The organism is Frigoribacterium sp. VKM Ac-2859, from assembly GCF_013204925.1.
Taxonomy (GTDB): domain Bacteria; phylum Actinomycetota; class Actinomycetes; order Actinomycetales; family Microbacteriaceae; genus Frigoribacterium.
Window position 1 is genome coordinate 863,863 of sequence record NZ_JABMLC010000002.1, and the last position, 18,129, is coordinate 881,991.

Below are 18,129 nucleotides of genomic sequence, written 5' to 3' on the forward strand. Positions count from 1 at the left end.
GGTGAGGCGGTCACTGAGCTCCCGCCGAGATCGATGGTGCCACCTGGGAAAGTGCCCCAGAATCCCTTGGAAGGGGGGTTTTGGCCTGCGACACGGCCCCAGTTCGGGTATCCCCCGAAAGGCCGGAAATCGCTGGTCAACACCCGTTTGCGGGGTAGACCGCACGGTCGCCGGACGTCCGGGACGAGAAGGAGGCGCGAGCCGGCCTCGTGAGCCGGCCCGCGCCTCCTGCGGGGGTGCCTGGTGCGTTACTTGATCAGCGAGGTGATCTGGAAGATGGGCAGGTACAGCGCCACGATCATGCCGCCGACGACGACGCCGAGGAAGGCGATCAGGAGGGGCTCGATCAGGGCCGTCAGCGACTCGGTCGTCGACTTGACCTCTTGGTCGTAGAAGTCCGCGACCTTCTCGAGCATCGTCTGCAGCGAACCCGAGTCCTCGCCGACCGAGATCATCTGCGTGACCATCGACGGGAAGACGCCCGACTCGGTCAGCGGGCCGGCGATGGACTCGCCCTGCCGCACCGACTCGGCGACCTTGACCAGCGCCTCCTCGAGCACGTAGTTGCCCGACACCTCGCCCACGATGCGCAGGGCGGTGAGGATGGGCACGCCGGCGCCGATCATGTTCGAGAAGTTGCGGCTGAACCGCGCGATCGCGATCTTCCGGAACAGTGCACCGAAGACGGGCAGCTTCAGCTTCAGCGGGTCGAGGAACGCCCGCACCTTGACCGAGTTCTTGTTCGTCCGCCACCAGATCGAGAACGCGATCCCCACGACGATGCCGGCCGGCACGACGTACGGCATCGCCCGCGAGGCGTAGACGAGCATCATCGTCGGCAACGGCAGCTGACCGCCGAGGTTGGTGAACATGTCCTGGAAGATCGGGACGATGAACAGCAGCATGATGACGACCGCGACGAGCGACATCACGAGCACGACGACGGGGTAGGTCATGGCGGACTTGATCGTCGACCGCAGCGCCACCTCCTTCTCGAAGTTCTCGGCCGTCGACTCGAGCGCCTTGTCGAGGAACCCGCCGGTCTCACCCGCCTTGATCATGTTGATCATCAGCGGCGGGAAGTCCTTGTCGTGCTTGCCGACCGCGTCCGAGAACGAGACGCCGGTCTCGACGTCGTCGCGCACCTCGGCCATGATCTTGGCCAGCCGCTTGTTGTCGACCTGGTCGGCGAGGATCGTCAGGGTGCGCAGCAGCGACAGCCCCGAACCGATCATGGTCGCCATCTGGCGCGACATGACCGCGATGTCCTTCATCTTGACCGCACGGTCGCCGAGCCCGGGGATCGACACCTCGCGCTGCAGGCCGGTGCCGGCACCCGCCTCGCTGATCGAGATCGGCTGCACGCCCATCGTGCGGAGGCGGGTGATGACCGCTCCCTCGCTCGACGCGTCGACCTTGCCCTTGACGACCTTGCCGGCCCCGTCACGCCCCTTGTAGGCGTAGGCGACTGCCCCGGCCATCAGGCGGCCCCGCCCGAGAACGAGTCGCCGAAGTCGATGCCGCTGTCGAGCCCCTGGCTCTCGGACTTGTTGATCACTCGCGTCACGAGGCGGTCGAACCCTTCACGGTCGTGCACCTTCTCCATCGCGGCCTTGTGCGTCACGACGCCGGTGTTCACCAGGTCGGCGAGCTTCTGGTCCATCGTGTGCATGCCGAGGTCCCGGCCCGCCTGCATCGACGAGGCGATCTGGTACGTCTTGCCCTCCCGCACGAGGTTGCCGATCGCCGGGGTCATCATCATGATCTCGGTCGCCACGACCCGGCCGCGGCCGCTGGCCTTGGGCAGCAGCGTCTGGCAGACGACGCCCTGCAGCGTCGAGGCGAGCTGGGTGCGCACCTGGTCCTGCTGGTACGGCGGGAACACGTCGATGACGCGGTCGATGGTCTGCGCCGCGCTCTGCGTGTGCAGCGTCGCGAAGACGAGGTGGCCGGTCTCGGCGGCGGTCAGCGCGACCGAGATGGTCTCGAGGTCGCGGAGCTCGCCGATGAGGATGACGTCGGGGTCCTGCCGCAGCACGTGCTTGAGCGCCGCCGCGAAGCTGTGGGTGTCGTGCCCGACCTCTCGCTGGTTCACGAGCGACTTCTTGTGCTGGTGCATGAACTCGATCGGGTCCTCGACCGTCACGATGTGGTCGGCCCTCGTGCGGTTGACGAGGTCGATCAGCGCCGCGAGGGTCGTCGACTTGCCCGAACCCGTGGGGCCCGTGACGAGCACGAGACCGCGCGGGAGCTTGGCGAAGGTCGACACCGACTCGGGCACGCCCAGGTCGCCGAGCTGCTTGATCTCGGTGGGGATCAACCGGAAGGCCGCCCCCAACGAGCCGCGCTGCTGGTAGAAGTTCACGCGGAAACGCGACTCGTCCGAGAGCGAGTAGGCGAAGTCGAGCTCGAGCTCCTCGTCGAAGCGCTGCTGCTGCTCGGGCGTGAGCAGGCTCTCCAGCGCGGTGCGGACGATGGCCGCGTCCCAGACGGTGCCGCCGGAGAGGGCGGGTCGGAGGTCGCCGTCGACGCGGATCGTGGGCATGGCGTCGGTGGTGACGTGGAGGTCGGAGGCGTTCTGCAGCACGACCTGGATCAGCGCCGAGACGAGCCCGGCGTGCGCGTGGTCGCGCGGGTGGCGGTGCAGCTCGATGCCGTGGAAGTCGGCCGCGTCCTCGGCCGTCGCGAGGACGGCGGTCGGCGCGTCGGCGGCGACGTGCTGCGGAGCCGGCGCGTCCCAGGGGGCCGTCGCGGTCGGGCCGCCCGAGGCGCCGGCAGGGCTCGGCAGGACGACGCCCTCGGCGGCGAACGGCGAGGACGACGCGAGCGACGCCGACGTGGCCGTCGTGCCGGCCGGGGTGCCGACCGCGGCCGGGTTCGCGAGGGTGGGGGCGGGGGCGGCGAGGTCCGTCGCGGAGCCGGCCCGCGCCTCCTGCAGGGGGGACGCCTGAGCCCGGGAGGCGCGGATCGGCTCCTCGAAGCGCGGGTCGACCCAGCCGGGTCGCGGCGTCGACGGGAGCACGTGGCCGGCGGGGGGCGGGCTGAGCGGTGCCGGGGCGGCTGCCGCGGGCGACGGGACCACGGAGGAGGGCGCGGAGACCGACGACGGGGCCACGGCCGATCGGGGCAGGACGGGCGAGGGGCCGGTGTCGGGGACGAGCAGGGCCTCCTGGTCGGCGAGCGCGGCCTTGTCGACCAGCGCCTCGGCCAGCCGCGCGGCGCGACGGCTCGAGGGGGCACGCGTGGGCGTCCAGCCCATGACCGGGTCCTGGCCTCCGTCGAGGCTGTAGACGGGGCCCGTCGCGGCACCACCGGGCGACACGGGAGCGGACGGGAACGGCGACGCGTCGGCCGAAGCCGTCGACGACGCGGTCGCGGAGCCGGTCGCGGTCGCGGAGCCGGTCGCGGTCGCGGTGGCGGACCGGACCTCGTTGCCCGGACGGCCCGGCGTCCACCCCGCGAGGGCGGCATCCTCGGCGGCTGCGTCGTCGGGGATGTCGTAGATCGAAGCGCTCATGAGAGGGGCTCCTCGTGGTCGGTCCGGGCTCGGCCGGAGGCGGGCGTCACGCGACGACCCGCAGGATCTCTTCGACGCTGGTGAGGCCGAGCTTGGCCTTCTCCCAACCGTCCTGACGCAGGCTCAACATGCCCTGCTCGCGGGCGACCCGGCCGATCTCGGCGCTGGACGCACGGCTCACCGCGAGCCGCTCGATGTCCTCGGAGACGCTCATCACCTCGTGCAGCGCGATGCGCCCGCGGTAGCCCGTGTTCGAGCACTGCTGGCAGCCCACCGGCTGGTACACCGTGGGGTTCTCGTCGGGCTCCACCCGGAACTTCAGGTGCGCCAGCTGCAACGGGGAGTAGGCCGTGGGCGTCTTGCACCGGTCACAGAGCCGGCGCGCGAGGCGCTGGGCGACGACGCAGTCGATGGCCGACCCGACGAGGAAGGGCTCGATGCCCATCTCGGTGAGTCGGGTGATCGCGCTCGGGGCGTCGTTCGTGTGCAACGTGCTCAACACGAGGTGGCCGGTCAGCGACGCCTCGATCGCGATCTGCGCCGTCTCGTGGTCGCGGATCTCGCCGAGCAGGACGACGTCGGGGTCGGACCGCAGGATGCTGCGGAGCGCACTCGCGAAGGTCAGGCCCGCCTTGGGGTTGACCTGCACCTGGTTGATGCCCTTCATCCGGTACTCGACCGGGTCCTCGACCGTGATGACGTTGATCTCGGGACGGGCGACGGCGTTCAGCGTCGTGTACAGCGTCGTCGACTTGCCGGAACCCGTGGGGCCGGTGACGAGGATCATGCCGTAGGGCTTCGAGTACGACTCGGCGTAGACGTCGAAGTTGCGCTCGAGCAGGTTGAGGTCGCGCAGGCTCATCGAGGTGTTCGAGTTGTCGAGGATGCGCATCACGACCTTCTCGCCCCAGACGGTCGGCAGGGTCGCCACCCGCAGGTCGATCTGCCGGCCGCCGTGGCGGACCGACATGCGGCCGTCCTGCGGCTTGCGGCGCTCGGCGATGTCGATCTCGCTCATGATCTTGAGGCGCGAGATCACGCCGTTCTGGATCGCCTTGGGCGCCGGCTGCATCTCGTGCAGCACGCCGTCGATGCGGTACCGGATGCGCACGTCGGTCTCGGACGGCTCGATGTGGATGTCGGAGGCGTGGTCGGTGATCGCCTGGCTGACGAGCAGGTTGACGAACCGGACGATCGGCACGTCGTCGTCGGGGCCGTCCGTGATGTCGGCCGCCGTCTCGTGCGCCCTCTCCTCTTCGAGGGTCGACGTCAGGTCGTTCAGCTCGTCGTCGGCACGCAGGTACCGGTCGATGGCGGCGCGCAGGTCGTTCTTCTCGGCGACGACGGGGTCGACGCCCATGCGCAGGCCGGCACGGACGTCGTCGATCGCGAAGACGTCGCCCGGGTCCTCCATGGCGAGGATCAACGCACCGTCGCGCACGCCGATCGGCAGGACCTTGTGCCGTCGGCACACGGCCGCGGGCACCATCGTCACGGCCGAGCGGTCGACCGGGTAGTCGATCAGCTCGACGAAGTCGAGGTCGGCGGCGGTGGCCCGGGCCCTCGCCACCTGCATCTCGGTCACGACGCCTCGCGAGAGGAGGTCGCGGATGGACGCCTCCTCCTCGGCAGGGCCGCGCGGGATCACGTCGAGCTGCTCGATCGGCAACAGCCCGTGCAAGATCAGGATCTCGGTCATGGAAGCCACGCGTACCTCCTCGGAAGTACAGGGCCTCGGGGGTAGGACGACGAGGCCGTTCGACGCTCGGGGTCGGGTCCGAGCTTGCCTCACGCTACGGCGGCGACGCCGTCGGCGGCACGTCCCAGAGCGGGTGCCCCTCGAAGGGGTGCGCCGGTCGCCCCCCGGTCGGACTCAGTAGGCGCGGACCACCGTGGCGGAGCGCCTCGCGGCGACGAACCCGGCCCGGTCGTAGAGCCCCAGGGCGCCCGTCGGGCTCACGGAGTCGACGTCGAGCACGGTGACCTCGAGCCCCTCGGCGACGTGCGCCTCCAGCGTCGACGCGAGCAGGGACTGCGCGAGGTGCCGTCCCCGCCAGGAGCGCCGGACGCCGACGTACTCCACGTAGGCGCACCGCCGCCCCAGGGCCGCCCAGTCCTCGGGGTCGACGTCGCTCAGCACGAACGCGACGACCTGCTCGGCGGCCTCGGGGTCGTCGAGGGGACGGGCGACCGCCAGCAGCGAGAGGTCCTGCCGGAACGTGCCGGCACCGACCATCCGCCCCCATCGCTCCTCGCTCGTCGGCTGGCTGCCCCAGTGGTCACGGAAGGCGTCGTTGCGGGCCTGGCGCGTCGCCTCGACCCACTCGTCGGTCATCGTGACCAGGCGGACGGCCGGGTCGAGCGCGACGCGCTCGATCGGTTCCGTCAGGTCGCGCCGCAGCTCGGTCCACCACCGCGACTCGTCGAACCCCGCCCGACGGAACGCCGCCCGCGTGGCGAGGGCGTCCTCCTCGACGTCGGTCACGAGACCGGCCGGCAGCACCTCGTCACAGGTGGCCAGGTGCTGCTCGCCCCGGACCCGTTGCCAGTCCAGGAGGCGGCGACCGAGACCCTCGCCGCGTCGGCCGGGGTCGACGCCGCCGGGGAGCCCCACCCGCACGAGGCTGACCCGCGTCGGGCCGAGGTGGCTGAGGCCCCAGGCGACGAAGCGGCCGTCGGCGTCCACCCCGACGATGCTGTCCCGCACGAGGTCGATGCCGGGCGACGTGAGGTCGTCACGCACGACCTCGAGCGCATGGCCGCGGTCGGGGTGGTCGACCGACCCCATGCGGGCACAGAGCGCGTGCAGGGGCACGAGGTCGTCGAGGGTGAGCGGTCGCCAGGTGACACCGGCGACGGGCTCCGGTGACGCCACGACGTCGGGTGCCGTCACCCGCTCGCGGACGGGGCGGTCGGCCGTGCCGATGCCGACCCCCTCGGCGGCCTCGCCTCGGCCGACGACGACCGGGGGCGGCGTGGCCGGTGCCCCGACGGCGGTGGCGGCCGTGGCGGCGGCAGCCGTGGCGGCGACGCCGGTGGTCAGAGTGGCGGTCTCGTCGGGCTGGTCGTCAGGCATCCCTCCATCCTGCCGGGTCGGCTCCCGCCGTCGCCTCAGCCCGACGGGGGAACACCCGCTCGCGTCGCCGTTCCGATCAGGAGGGACGACGAAGGGCCCCGGTCCGCACGGAGTGCGAGCCGGGGCCCTTCGAGGTGAGGCCCTCAGGAGGCGCGGTGGGGGTCAGACCCTCACCGCGCCTCCTGACGGGGTTCTCAGTTGTAGGTGCCGGGGGTGAAGTCGTCCGACGAGAAGGAGTCGAAGTCCACGAAGCTCAGGTCGGCTTCGTTGAACGACGCGTCGTCGGTGAAGACGCGGTTGGGGTACCGCTCCGCCTTCGCTTCTTCCGTCGCCTCGACCGACACGTCGCGGTAACGCGACAGGCCGGTGCCCGCGGGGATGAGCTTTCCGATGATGACGTTCTCCTTCAGACCGACCAGCGGGTCGCTCTTGCCTTCCATGGCGGCCTGCGTCAGGACGCGGGTCGTCTCCTGGAAGGACGCGGCGGACAGCCACGACTCGGTCGCCAGCGAGGCCTTCGTGATGCCCATGACCTCTTGACGAGCGGACGCGGTCCGCTTGCCCTCGGTCAGTGCCGCACGGTTGATCTCGTTGTACTTCGACCGGTCGACGAGCTCACCGGGCAGCAGGTCGGTGTCGGCGTGGTCGACGACGGTGACCTTGCGGAGCATCTGACGGACGATGACCTCGATGTGCTTGTCGTGGATCGGCACGCCCTGCGAGCGGTAGACGTCCTGGACGCCACCCACGAGGTGCTGCTGCACCGCACGGACGCCCTTGACGCGCAGGACCTCTTTCGGGTCCACCGCACCGGCGATGATCTGCTCACCGAGCTCGACGTGCTGACCGTCCTCGACGAGGAGGGTCGAACGCTTGAGCACGGGGTAGATCACTTCTTCGTCGCCGTTGTCGGGCTGCAGGATGACGCGGCGAGCCTTGTCGGTGTCCTCGATCGTGATGCGACCGGCCGAGTCGGCGATCGGGGACGCACCCTTGGGGGTACGTGCCTCGAACAGCTCGGTCACGCGGGGCAGACCCTGCGTGATGTCGTCGGCCGAGGCCGAACCACCGGTGTGGAAGGTACGCATGGTCAGCTGCGTGCCGGGCTCACCGATCGACTGGGCCGCGATGATGCCGACGGCCTCACCGATGTCGACCAGGTTGCCGGTGGCCAGCGAACGGCCGTAGCACTGGGCGCAGACACCGACGGCGGCCTCACAGGTGAGAACGGAGCGGACCTTGATGGTCTCGACACCGGCCGCCACGAGCTCGTCGATCAGCACGTCTCCGACGTCGGCGCCGGCCTCGGCCAGCACCGTGCCCTTGGCGTCCACCGCGGCAGCCGCGAGCGACCGTGCGAACACGGTGTTCTCGACGGTCGCGTCGCGCACCATGACGCCGTTGGCGTCGGGTGCGGCGATCGGCATCTCGAGGCCGCGCGAGGTTCCGCAGTCGTCCTCACGGATGATGACGTCCTGCGACACGTCGACGAGACGACGGGTCAGGTACCCCGAGTCGGCCGTACGGAGGGCCGTGTCGGCCAGACCCTTGCGGGCACCGTGCGTCGCGATGAAGTACTCGGCCACCGACAGACCCTCGCGGTACGAGGAGATGATCGGGCGCGGGATGATGTCACCCTTCGGGTTGTTCACCAGGCCTCGCATGCCGGCGATGTTGCGCACCTGCAGCCAGTTACCACGAGCACCCGACGTCACCATGCGGTTGATGGTGTTGTCGATCGGGAAGTTCGCACGCATCTCGGCGGCGACCTCGTTCGTGGCCTCCGTCCAGATCTTGATCAGGTCGGCGCGACGCTCGGCGTCCGAGATCAAGCCCTTGTCGAACTCGGACTGCACGGCGGCGGCCTGCTTCTCGTAACCCGCGACGATCTCGGGCTTGCGCGGAGGCGTGAGCACGTCGGACAGCGCGACGGTGACACCCGAACGCGAGGCCCAGTAGAAGCCCGCGTCCTTGATGTTGTCGAGTGCCGCCGCGACAGCGACCTTCGGGTAGCGCTCGGCGAGGTCGTTGACGATCGTCGAGAGCATGCCCTTGTCGGTCACCTGCTGGACGAACGGGTAGTCCGCCGGCAGGTTCTCGTTGAAGAGCGCGCGACCGAGGGTCGTCTCGAGCAGGATGTCCTGCCCGACCTCGTAGCCCTCGGGAGCCTCGCCCTCGGCGAAGTGCACGCCGTTCATGCGGATCTTGACCATCGCGTTGAGGTCGAGCGTGCCCTGGTCCTTCGCGAGGATCGCCTCGGCGACCGACGAGAAGGCACGGCCTTCACCCTCGGCACCCTCGGTGACCGTCGTGAGGTAGTGCAGACCGATGATCATGTCCTGTGCGGGCAGGGTCACCGGACGGCCGTCGGACGGCTTCAGGATGTTGTTCGACGCGAGCATCAGGATGCGCGCCTCGGCCTGGGCCTCGACGGACAGCGGCAGGTGCACGGCCATCTGGTCACCGTCGAAGTCGGCGTTGAACGCCGCGCAGACGAGCGGGTGAAGCTGGATGGCCTTGCCCTCGACCAGCTGGGGCTCGAACGCCTGGATGCCGAGACGGTGCAGCGTGGGCGCACGGTTCAGCAGCACGGGGCGCTCGCGGATGATCTCTTCGAGGACGTCCCAGACCTGCGGGCGCGAACGCTCGACCATGCGCTTGGCCGACTTGATGTTCTGAGCGTGGCTCAGGTCGATCAGGCGCTTGATGACGAACGGCTTGAACAGTTCGAGGGCCATCTGCTTGGGCAGACCGCACTGGTGCAGCTTCAGCGTCGGGCCGACGATGATGACCGAACGACCCGAGTAGTCGACGCGCTTGCCGAGCAGGTTCTGGCGGAAGCGACCCTGCTTTCCCTTGAGCATGTCGCTCAGGGACTTCAGGGCGCGGTTGCCGGTACCCGTGACGGGACGACCGCGACGACCGTTGTCGAACAGGGCGTCGACGGCCTCTTGCAGCATGCGCTTCTCGTTGTTCACGATGATCTCGGGAGCACCGAGGTCGAGCAGGCGACGGAGGCGGTTGTTGCGGTTGATCACGCGACGGTAGAGGTCGTTCAGGTCGCTGGTCGCGAAACGGCCACCGTCCAGCTGCACCATCGGGCGCAGCTCGGGCGGGATGACCGGGACGACGTCGAGGACCATGGCGGCCGGCGAGTTGCCGGTGGCCAGGAACGAGCTCACGACGCGCAGGCGCTTGATGGCGCGGATCTTCTTCTGACCCTTGCCCTCGGAGATCTGCAGGTGGAGGTTCTCGGCCTCGGTGGTGAGGTCGAAGCCCTCGAGGCGCTTCTTGATCGCCTCGGCGCCCATGTGGGCCTCGAAGTAGATGCCGAAGCGGTCCTGCAGTTCGTGGAAGACGGCGTCCTCGGGCTTGAGGTCGCCGACCTTGAGGTTGCGGAAGTCCTCCCAGACGCGCTCGAGGCGGTTGATGTCCTCGTCGAACGACTTGCGCGTCTGCGACATCTCTTTCTCGGCGCCGTCCTTCGCACGACGCTTCTGGTCGCTCTTCGCGCCTTCTTCCTCGAGGACGGCCAGGTCGTCCTCGAGCTTCTGGAGGCGGTCGGCGATGCGCGTGTCGCGCTGCGACTCGAGCTGCTTGATCTCGAGGCGGAGCTCGTTCTCGAGCCCGGGCATGTCGGCGTGACGGCCCTCTTCGTCGATCGAGATGACCATGTAGGCCGCGAAGTAGATGACCTTCTCGAGGTCCTTCGGGGCCATGTCGAGCAGGTAGCCCAAGCGCGAGGGGACGCCCTTGAAGTACCAGATGTGCGTGACGGGAGCGGCGAGCTCGATGTGGCCCATGCGCTCACGACGCACGGACGACTTCGTGACCTCGACGCCGCAGCGCTCGCAGACGATGCCCTTGAAGCGGACGCGCTTGTACTTGCCGCACGCGCACTCCCAGTCACGCGACGGCCCGAAGATCTGCTCTCCGAAGAGGCCGTCCTTCTCGGGCTTCAGCGTGCGGTAGTTGATGGTCTCCGGCTTCTTGACCTCACCGTGCGACCAGGCGCGGATGTTCTCGGCAGTGGCGAGGCCGATCCGCAGCTCATCGAAAGTTGTTGCTTCGATCAAAATTTAATCCCTTGTCAGATGTATCGACGTGTCGTTGTGGGAAGGGGGCTTAGATCTCGTCGACGTTCGACGATTCGAAGCGGGAGGAGATGTTGATGCCGAGCTCTTCGGCGGCACGGAAGACCTCGTCGTCCGTGTCGCGCAGGCTGACCGTCTGGCCGTCGGCCGAGAGGACCTCGACGTTCAGGCAGAGCGACTGCATCTCTTTGATGAGGACCTTAAAGCTCTCGGGGATGCCGGGCTCCTGGATGTTCTCGCCCTTGACGATGGCTTCGTACACCTTCACGCGGCCGAGGATGTCGTCCGACTTGATGGTCAGGAGCTCTTGCAGCGCGTACGCGGCGCCGTAGGCCTCGAGGGCCCAGACCTCCATCTCACCGAAGCGCTGGCCACCGAACTGTGCCTTACCACCCAGCGGCTGCTGCGTGATCATCGAGTACGGGCCCGTCGAACGCGCGTGGATCTTGTCGTCGACGAGGTGGTGCAGCTTCAGGATGTACATGTAACCGACCGAGATCGGGTTCGGGAACGGCTCACCCGAGCGACCGTCGAACAGGCGCGCCTTGCCGGACGAACCGATCAGACGCTCACCGTCGCGGGTCGGCAGGGTCGAGTCGAGCAGACCCTCGATCTCGCGCTCGGCGGCACCGTCGAACACCGGGGTGGCGACCTTCGTGCCGGGAGCGGCGCTGAGCGCCTCTTCGGGCAGGTTCTTCGCCCACTCCTGGACGCCCTCGACGTTCCAGCCCTGCGCCGCGATCCACCCGAGGTGGATCTCGAGCACCTGGCCGAAGTTCATCCGACCGGGGACGCCCAGCGGGTTGAGGATGATGTCGACCGGCGTGCCGTCCGCGAGGAACGGCATGTCCTCGACCGGCAGGATCGTCGAGATGACGCCCTTGTTGCCGTGACGACCGGCGAGCTTGTCGCCCGCCGTGATCTTGCGCTTCTGGGCGATGAAGACGACGACGCGCTGGTTGACGCCCGAGCCGAGCTCGTCGTCGCCGTCCTGCGAGTCGAAGACCTTGACGCCGATGACCGTTCCCTGCTCGCCGTGGGGCACCTTCAGGGACGTGTCGCGGACCTCACGGCTCTTCTCGTTGAAGATCGCGCGCAGCAGGCGCTCTTCGGCGCTGAGCTCGGTCTCACCCTTGGGCGTGACCTTGCCGACGAGGATGTCGCCGGGGCGCACCTCGGCACCGATGCGGATGATGCCGCGCTCGTCGAGGTCGGCCAGCAGGTCGGGGCTGACGTTGGGGAGATCACGGGTGATCTCCTCCTTGCCGAGCTTCGTGTCGCGGGCGTCGACTTCGTACTCTTCGATGTGGATCGACGAGAGCGTGTCGTCCTTGATGAGGTTCTGCGACAGGATCATCGCGTCCTCGTAGTTGTAGCCCTCCCAGGGCATGAACGCGACGAGCAGGTTCTTGCCGAGCGCGAGCTCGCCGTTCTCGGTCGCGGGACCGTCGGCGATGACCTCGCCGACCTCGACGCGCTGGCCGGCGTCGACGATCACGCGGTGGTTGTAGCTGGCGCCCTGGTTCGAGCGGTCGAACTTGCGCAGGTAGTAGTCCTGCGTGCCGCCGTCGTCGAGCTGGACGGTGACGACGTCGGCCGACACCTCGGAGACCACGCCCGCGGCGTCGGCGGTGACGACGTCACCGGCGTCGATCGCGGTGTAGCCCTCCATGCCGGTGCCGACGAGGGGGCTCTCGCTGCGGACGAGCGGGACGGCCTGACGCTGCATGTTCGCACCCATGAGGGCGCGGTTCGCGTCGTCGTGCTCGAGGAACGGGATCAGCGACGTGGCCACCGACACCATCTGGCGCGGCGAGACGTCCATGTAGTCGACCTCGGCCTTGTCGACGAGCTCGACCTCGCCGCCCTTCTTGCGGACGAGCACCTTGTCGTCGACGAAGTCGAACTTGTCGTCGAGGGGCGCGTTCGCCTGGGCGACGACGTAGTCGTCCTCTTCGGAGGCGGTGAGGTAGTCGATCGTCGTGGTGACGTTGCCCTTCTCCACGCGACGGTAGGGCGTCTCGATGAAGCCGAACGAGTTGATGCGCGCGAAGGACGCGAGCGAGCCGATCAGGCCGATGTTCGGGCCTTCAGGGGTCTCGATCGGGCACATGCGGCCGTAGTGCGAGGGGTGGACGTCGCGGACCTCGACGCCGGCGCGCTCACGCGACAGACCGCCGGGGCCGAGCGCGCTCAGACGACGCTTGTGCGTCAGTCCCGAGAGCGGGTTGTTCTGGTCCATGAACTGCGAGAGCTGCGAGGTGCCGAAGAACTCCTTGATCGCGGCGACGACGGGGCGCACGTTGATCAGGGTCTGCGGCGTGATCGCCTCGATGTCCTGCGTGGTCATGCGCTCACGGACGACGCGCTCCATGCGCGACAGACCGGTGCGGACCTGGTTCTGGATCAGCTCGCCGACCGCGCGGATGCGACGGTTGCCGAAGTGGTCGATGTCGTCGACGTCGAGGCGCAGCTGGACGGGCTCGCCGTCGCGCGTGCCGTTCATCGACTTCTCTTCGGCGTGCAGCGACACGAGGTACTTGATCGTCGCGACGATGTCGTCGACGGTCAGGACCGAGTCGCCCAGGGGCGCGTCGATGCCGAGCTTGCGGTTGATCTTGTAGCGACCCACCTTGGCCAGGTCGTAGCGCTTGTGGTTGAAGTAGAAGTTGTCGAGGAGCGCACGCGCGGCCTCGGCAGCGACCTGCTCGCCCGGACGGAGCTTGCGGTAGATGTCCTTGAGCGCCTCTTCCTTGGTGAGGATGGCGTCCTTCTCGAGGGTGGCCTCGATCGAGGCGAAGCCCTTGAACTCCTCCATGATCTCTTCGCTCGTCAGGCCGAGGGCCTTGAGGAAGACGGTCACGCTCTGCTTGCGCTTGCGGTCGATGCGCACGCCGACCTGGTCGCGCTTGTCGATCTCGAACTCGAGCCAGGCACCACGGCTCGGGATGACGCGAGCCGAGTAGATGTCCTTGTCGCTGGTCTTGTCGGAGGCGCGCTCGAAGTAGACGCCCGGGCTGCGGACGAGCTGCGAGACGACGACACGCTCGGTGCCGTTGATGATGAACGTGCCACGCTCGGTCATGAGCGGGAAGTCGCCCATGAAGACCGTCTGGGTCTTGATCTCACCGGTGAGGTGGTTCATGAACTCGGCGTTCACGTAGAGCGGCGCGGCGTAGGTCTTGCCACGCTCTTTGCACTCGTCGATCGTGTACTTGGGCTCTTCGAGCTCGGGGGCCGTGAACGAGAGCTGCATGGTCTCGCCGAGGTCTTCGATGGGCGAGATCTCTTCGAAGATCTCTTCCAGGCCCGAGTGGAGGGCCAGGTCGGTGCGACCCTGCTCGGTCGCCTCGGCGAGGCGGTCCTTCCAGATGTCGTTGCCGACGAGCCAGTCGAAGCTCTCGGTCTGGAGCGCCAGCAGGTCGGGGACCGTCAGCGTGTCGGTGATCTTGGCGAACGAGAGCCGCGATGCGTTGCGACCGTTCTTGGGTGAGTTGGTGGATGCGTTGTTCGCAGCAGCCAAGGAAGTAACCTCCGTGGACCCCGTCGGGTCATCACTGTCGGACAGTATGTGGTGAGTGAGTGAACGGCCCTACCCGGCGGACACCATCCACCCCGCCGTCATATTCGGGGGTGGGTGTCTCGAGACGTTGTCGACCGCAATATGACGACAGGACGCACGGGGAGCGCAAAGGTCCATACTAGGTCGCCCCGGACACGCCTGGCAAGCCCTGTCGTTGACCTTTCGCCCGAGCTTCGGTATAACCCGGGCGCATGCACAGGCATTCCACGGGATCGAGGGCCGCGCGCGCCTCCTCGTCCCCGGGATGGGAGGCTTGGGGCATGGCCGCACAGCACGACGACCCGCCCGTCGAGATCTCGATCGGGGCGGGTCTCGCCCGCGTGGACGAGGACCGGCACCGCCCCGGTTCGTACACCCTCGTCGTCGACGGCACGCCCCAGTCGCACGTCGACCTCGACGACCCGACGCACCTGGCCTTCGAGTACGTCCGGCGCATCGGGCACGCCGTCGACCTGCTGCCCGAGGGGCCGGTCACCGCACTGCACCTCGGCGCCGGCGCCCTGACCCTGCCGCGCTACGTCGAGGCCACCCGACCGGGTTCGCGCCAGCAGGTGATCGAGCTCGAGGCCGACCTCGTGGCCCTGGTGCGCGAGACCCTGCCGCTGCCGCGGGGGGCCTCGATCCGGGTGCGCTACGGCGACGCCCGCGAGGTCATGGTGAAGCTGCCCGCCGGACTGCGCGGCACGGTCGACCTGCTGATCGTCGACGTGTTCGGTGGCTCGCAGATCCCCGCCCACGTCACGTCGCTCGAGTTCTACACGGCGGCGGCCGAGTTCCTGTCGCCGACCGGCATGCTGATCGTCAACTCGGCCGACGGCGCGGGGCTGGCCTTCGCCCGCGGCCAGGCGTCGACCCTCGCGACCGTGTTCGAGCACGTCGTCGCCGTGGCCGACCCCGCGACGCTCAAGGGCCGTCGCTTCGGCAACGTCGTGCTGATCGGTTCGCCGTCGCCGCTGCCGACCGACCGCATGCCCCGGCTCTACTCGTCGGACCCGCTGCCGGCCAAGGTCGTCCACGGCCGTGAGCTGCGCGACTTCGTCGCCGGGGCGCCCGTCGTCACCGACGCGACGGCCGTGCCCTCGCCCGAGCCGTCACGGAGCGTGTTCGGGGCGCGCTGACGACGCCCCGGTCGAGCCAGTGGGCCGCCCCCGTGGCGCCCACGACGGCGGCCGCGGCGAGGGCCGTCGCGACGACGACGGGGACGACGTCGGGCAGGGTGGGGGTCACCTGCACCCCGGTGGACACGGCGAGCGCGAGCGAGAAACCCGTCGTCGTCGCCACGACGAGTCCGACGGGCAGTGTGGCCGTGAAGACCACGACCAACCCCTCTGCCAGGGCGATCCGTCGGGCGACGGCGGGTCGCGCCCCGTGTGCGGACAAGTGGAGTCGGTCGGGGTCGCGGCGAGGGCCGCGGAGCAAGGTGGAGGCGGCCGCACCCGCGAGCGCCACGGCCGATGCAGGCCCGAGGGCCAGAGCCGTCTGACGCCACTGTGGCCCCGAGGCTCCGGCGGGTGACACTCCGAGCATGACGGCCAGGTCGAGTGCCGACCCGGTCGCCATGACGAGACCGACGAAGACGCCGACGGTCACCGTCGTCGACACGGCGGACACGGTCCCGTGGACGGCCCGGGCCTGCGTGATCCGCCAGACGATTCCTCTGCCAGGGGGCACCAGCCGTGTCCATCGGCGGACGAACCAGGGCACGAAGGACGGGTACAGGAGCACCACACTGGCGACCGACACGACACCCGCCGTCGACTGCAGCGCGAGCAACCGAAGGGCAGGCGTGAAGAACGCGAGCTCGGAGAACGCGGCGACGTCGGCCTGGTCGAAGAACTCCGCGCCGGACGTGACGGCCGCCGTCAGCCCGTCCCAGACGAGGACGAGGGCCGCGACGGGCAAGACGAACACGAGCCACATCGCGGCGACGGCGCCGATGCGACCTGCGGGCGGGGCGGCAACCACCGTGTGATCCGCCCCCTCGCCGCGGAGGACCCGAGCCGGGAGGCGCGTGGAAGCCCTGGAGGCTGCCGAGCGCGTCGACAGCAGGGACAGCCCCACGACGGACGCAGCGCTGCACGTCCACGACAGGCTGCCGCCGACCAGCAGCACGAACGAGGGGACGACGGCGTCGAGGGCAGGACGGACCAGCACCAGGACGAGGACGTGGGCGAGTGGCGCGGCGAACACCGACCCGAGGACGGCGCAGCCCCCTGCCCGGGCGAGCGCGAGACGAACGACGTGCCCCGGACCCAGCCCTGCGGTCGACAGGAGGGCGCTCTGTACCTCGTCGCCTCGCACGGCGAGTGCGTGCACGCGGATCAGGACGACGACCGTCGCCATCGCCGTGGCGACGACTACCGGGCTCACGTCGGCGTCCAACGGATCGGGCTCGACCCACCGCGTGATCCCCGATGAGACCGCGAGTCCCAGCGCGAAGGTCAGGGCCGAGGTCGAGACGAAGGCGACGATCGTGGCGGCGAGGGCCGCCCGGGGGTCTGCACGGATCGACCTCCAGGCCAGCCAGACCGTCATGCCGTGCCAGCCGAACGGAAGATGGCCTCGAGCCCCTCCGGAGTCGGACCGGTCACGTCATGGCGCACTCGGCCCCGGTCGATGAACACGACGCGATCGGCAGCGGACGCCACCCTCGGATCGTGTGTCACGACGAGGACGGCCGCGCCGGCACGGATGCGGATCATCTGGACCACGGCGTCGACCGATCTCGGGTCGAGCCCGTCGGTCGGTTCGTCGAGCAGTGTGACGTGAGGCGGCTGGACGGCGACCCGGGCCAGTGCGACCCGGCGCCTCTCGCCACCCGACAGACCCTCGGGCAGTTCGTCGGACCTGTCGGCGAGTCCGACGCGACGAAGGGCGTCGTCGATCACGTCGGCCGGGGGCCTCTCGCCGCGGATGCGATGGAGGAGTTCGACGTTCTCCCGGACCGTCAGAGCCGGCAGGAGGTCGTCTCCCTGGAGGAGGAGGGCGACGTGGTGAGCCCGGACCCACGCACGGCCTGCGGCGTCGAGCGCCTGGATGTCGCCACCGAGGACGTCGACGCGACCCGTCGAACAGTCCTGCAGCCCGGCCACGCACCCGAGGATCGACGACTTGCCGGACCCGGAGGGCCCCATGAGCGCCACGGTCTCGCCCCTCGCCACGGTGAACGAGATCTGCTCGAGGACGGGGCGCCGCGCCCCCTTGGTGTCCACCACGTCGTGGCCGACCCCCCACAGCGACACCGCCGTCACCTGGCGCCCCCGCGGAGGAACAGGTAGTCGGGCAGGGCATCGAGGATCGTCGACCTCGCCGACTCGCCGGCGACGTGGTCGGTGGCAGCTGGCGAGTGACATCGGAGGCGGCTTTCGTGCATGCGACGAAGGTAGCAACATTCTTATCTGCAATGTCAGAACCGTTAGAGGCTGCGGTTCTCTCCGGCAACCCGCCACGATGTGGACACGACGCCAGGCGAAAAGGTGGCGCTGTGTCCATCTCGTGGCGGCGTGAGGGCACGGCGGCGGGGCGGCACGAGCGCGCCGCGGCACGAGGCCAGAGCGGCCCGGGCCAGTTGCGGAGGGGGCCGGGCGGCGGGACTACTGGTCGGCGCGAGGTGCCGGGGCGCCGAGGGCGGCACGCAGGCGAGCCTCGGCGTCGTCGGGAGCCTTCGACGCCTCGACGTTGGCCTCGGTCACGGCCTTGATGACCTCTTCGCGCTGGATCTTGACCCCGCGCGGTGCGTCGATCCCGATGCGCACGCCGTCGCCACGGGAGTCGAGCACCGTGATGACGATGTCGTCGCCGATCACGATGCGTTCTCCGACCTTGCGTGTCAGCACCAGCATCGGACCAGCTTACCGAG

General features: G+C 69.2%; 10 protein-coding genes. 1 reads left to right on the forward strand and 9 read right to left on the reverse strand.

What is annotated here, in order from left to right; all coding sequences use genetic code 11:
- Window positions 1–248: 248 nt before the first annotated feature.
- From HQQ78_RS11925 to rpoB, 6 genes are all read right to left on the reverse strand, one after another.
- Window positions 249–1,481, reverse strand: a complete 1,233-nt coding sequence (locus HQQ78_RS11925; protein ID WP_056043602.1) for a type II secretion system F family protein — start codon at window positions 1,479–1,481, stop codon at window positions 249–251.
- The gene (locus HQQ78_RS16255) at window positions 1,481–3,517 is read right to left on the reverse strand and encodes a PilT/PilU family type 4a pilus ATPase (protein WP_305847242.1); all 2,037 of its coding nucleotides are present in this window, start codon (window positions 3,515–3,517) and stop codon (window positions 1,481–1,483) included. Before HQQ78_RS16255 ends, HQQ78_RS11925 begins: the two co-directional genes overlap by 1 nt.
- A gap of 46 nt (window positions 3,518–3,563) precedes the next feature.
- Window positions 3,564–5,225, reverse strand: coding sequence for a GspE/PulE family protein (locus HQQ78_RS11935; protein WP_056043605.1), 1,662 nt, complete (start codon window positions 5,223–5,225; stop codon window positions 3,564–3,566).
- Between the two features lie 165 nt (window positions 5,226–5,390).
- On the reverse strand, window positions 5,391–6,593 hold the full coding sequence (locus tag HQQ78_RS11940; RefSeq protein WP_173153471.1) for an N-acetyltransferase: 1,203 nt from the start codon (window positions 6,591–6,593) through the stop codon (window positions 5,391–5,393).
- A gap of 194 nt (window positions 6,594–6,787) precedes the next feature.
- The gene (locus HQQ78_RS11945; protein WP_056043611.1) at window positions 6,788–10,669 is read right to left on the reverse strand and encodes a DNA-directed RNA polymerase subunit beta'; all 3,882 of its coding nucleotides are present in this window, start codon (window positions 10,667–10,669) and stop codon (window positions 6,788–6,790) included.
- Window positions 10,670–10,718: 49 nt separating this feature from the next.
- Window positions 10,719–14,210, reverse strand: coding sequence for a DNA-directed RNA polymerase subunit beta (rpoB, locus tag HQQ78_RS11950; protein ID WP_056043614.1), 3,492 nt, complete (start codon window positions 14,208–14,210; stop codon window positions 10,719–10,721).
- A 320-nt stretch (window positions 14,211–14,530) separates the two neighbouring features.
- Here rpoB and HQQ78_RS11955 point away from each other — a divergent pair, with 320 nt between their 5' ends.
- On the forward strand, window positions 14,531–15,388 hold the full coding sequence (locus HQQ78_RS11955; protein WP_123571300.1) for a spermidine synthase: 858 nt from the start codon (window positions 14,531–14,533) through the stop codon (window positions 15,386–15,388).
- On the opposite strand, the gene HQQ78_RS11960 is transcribed toward HQQ78_RS11955, so the two are convergent.
- From HQQ78_RS11960 to csrA, 3 genes are all read right to left on the reverse strand, one after another.
- Window positions 15,327–16,805: a hypothetical protein gene (locus tag HQQ78_RS11960; protein WP_173153474.1), complete on the reverse strand. Its 1,479-nt coding sequence runs from the start codon at window positions 16,803–16,805 to the stop codon at window positions 15,327–15,329. The two genes, HQQ78_RS11955 and HQQ78_RS11960, sit on opposite strands and share 62 nt — an antisense overlap.
- A complete protein-coding gene (locus tag HQQ78_RS11965; protein WP_173153477.1) occupies window positions 16,802–17,512 on the reverse strand; it encodes an ABC transporter ATP-binding protein in 711 nt (236 codons plus the stop codon). Before HQQ78_RS11965 ends, HQQ78_RS11960 begins: the two co-directional genes overlap by 4 nt.
- Before the next feature lie 351 nt (window positions 17,513–17,863).
- Complete coding sequence (gene csrA / locus HQQ78_RS11970) at window positions 17,864–18,112, reverse strand: carbon storage regulator CsrA (RefSeq protein ID WP_056043620.1); 249 nt, start codon at window positions 18,110–18,112, stop codon at window positions 17,864–17,866.
- Window positions 18,113–18,129 lie beyond the last annotated feature (17 nt).

What these genes read in the sequence shown, in the direction of transcription:
- HQQ78_RS11925 (WP_056043602.1), bottom strand. Translation starts at nt 1,481, where the DNA reads ATGGCCGGGGCAGTCGCCTACGCCTACAAGGGGCGTGACGGGGCCGGC.
- csrA (WP_056043620.1), bottom strand. Translation starts at nt 18,112, where the DNA reads ATGCTGGTGCTGACACGCAAGGTCGGAGAACGCATCGTGATCGGCGAC.
- HQQ78_RS11960 (WP_173153474.1), bottom strand. Translation starts at nt 16,805, where the DNA reads ATGACGGTCTGGCTGGCCTGGAGGTCGATCCGTGCAGACCCCCGGGCG.
- HQQ78_RS11955 (WP_123571300.1), top strand. Translation starts at nt 14,531, where the DNA reads ATGGCCGCACAGCACGACGACCCGCCCGTCGAGATCTCGATCGGGGCG.
- HQQ78_RS16255 (WP_305847242.1), bottom strand. Translation starts at nt 3,517, where the DNA reads ATGAGCGCTTCGATCTACGACATCCCCGACGACGCAGCCGCCGAGGAT.
- HQQ78_RS11940 (WP_173153471.1), bottom strand. Translation starts at nt 6,593, where the DNA reads ATGCCTGACGACCAGCCCGACGAGACCGCCACTCTGACCACCGGCGTC.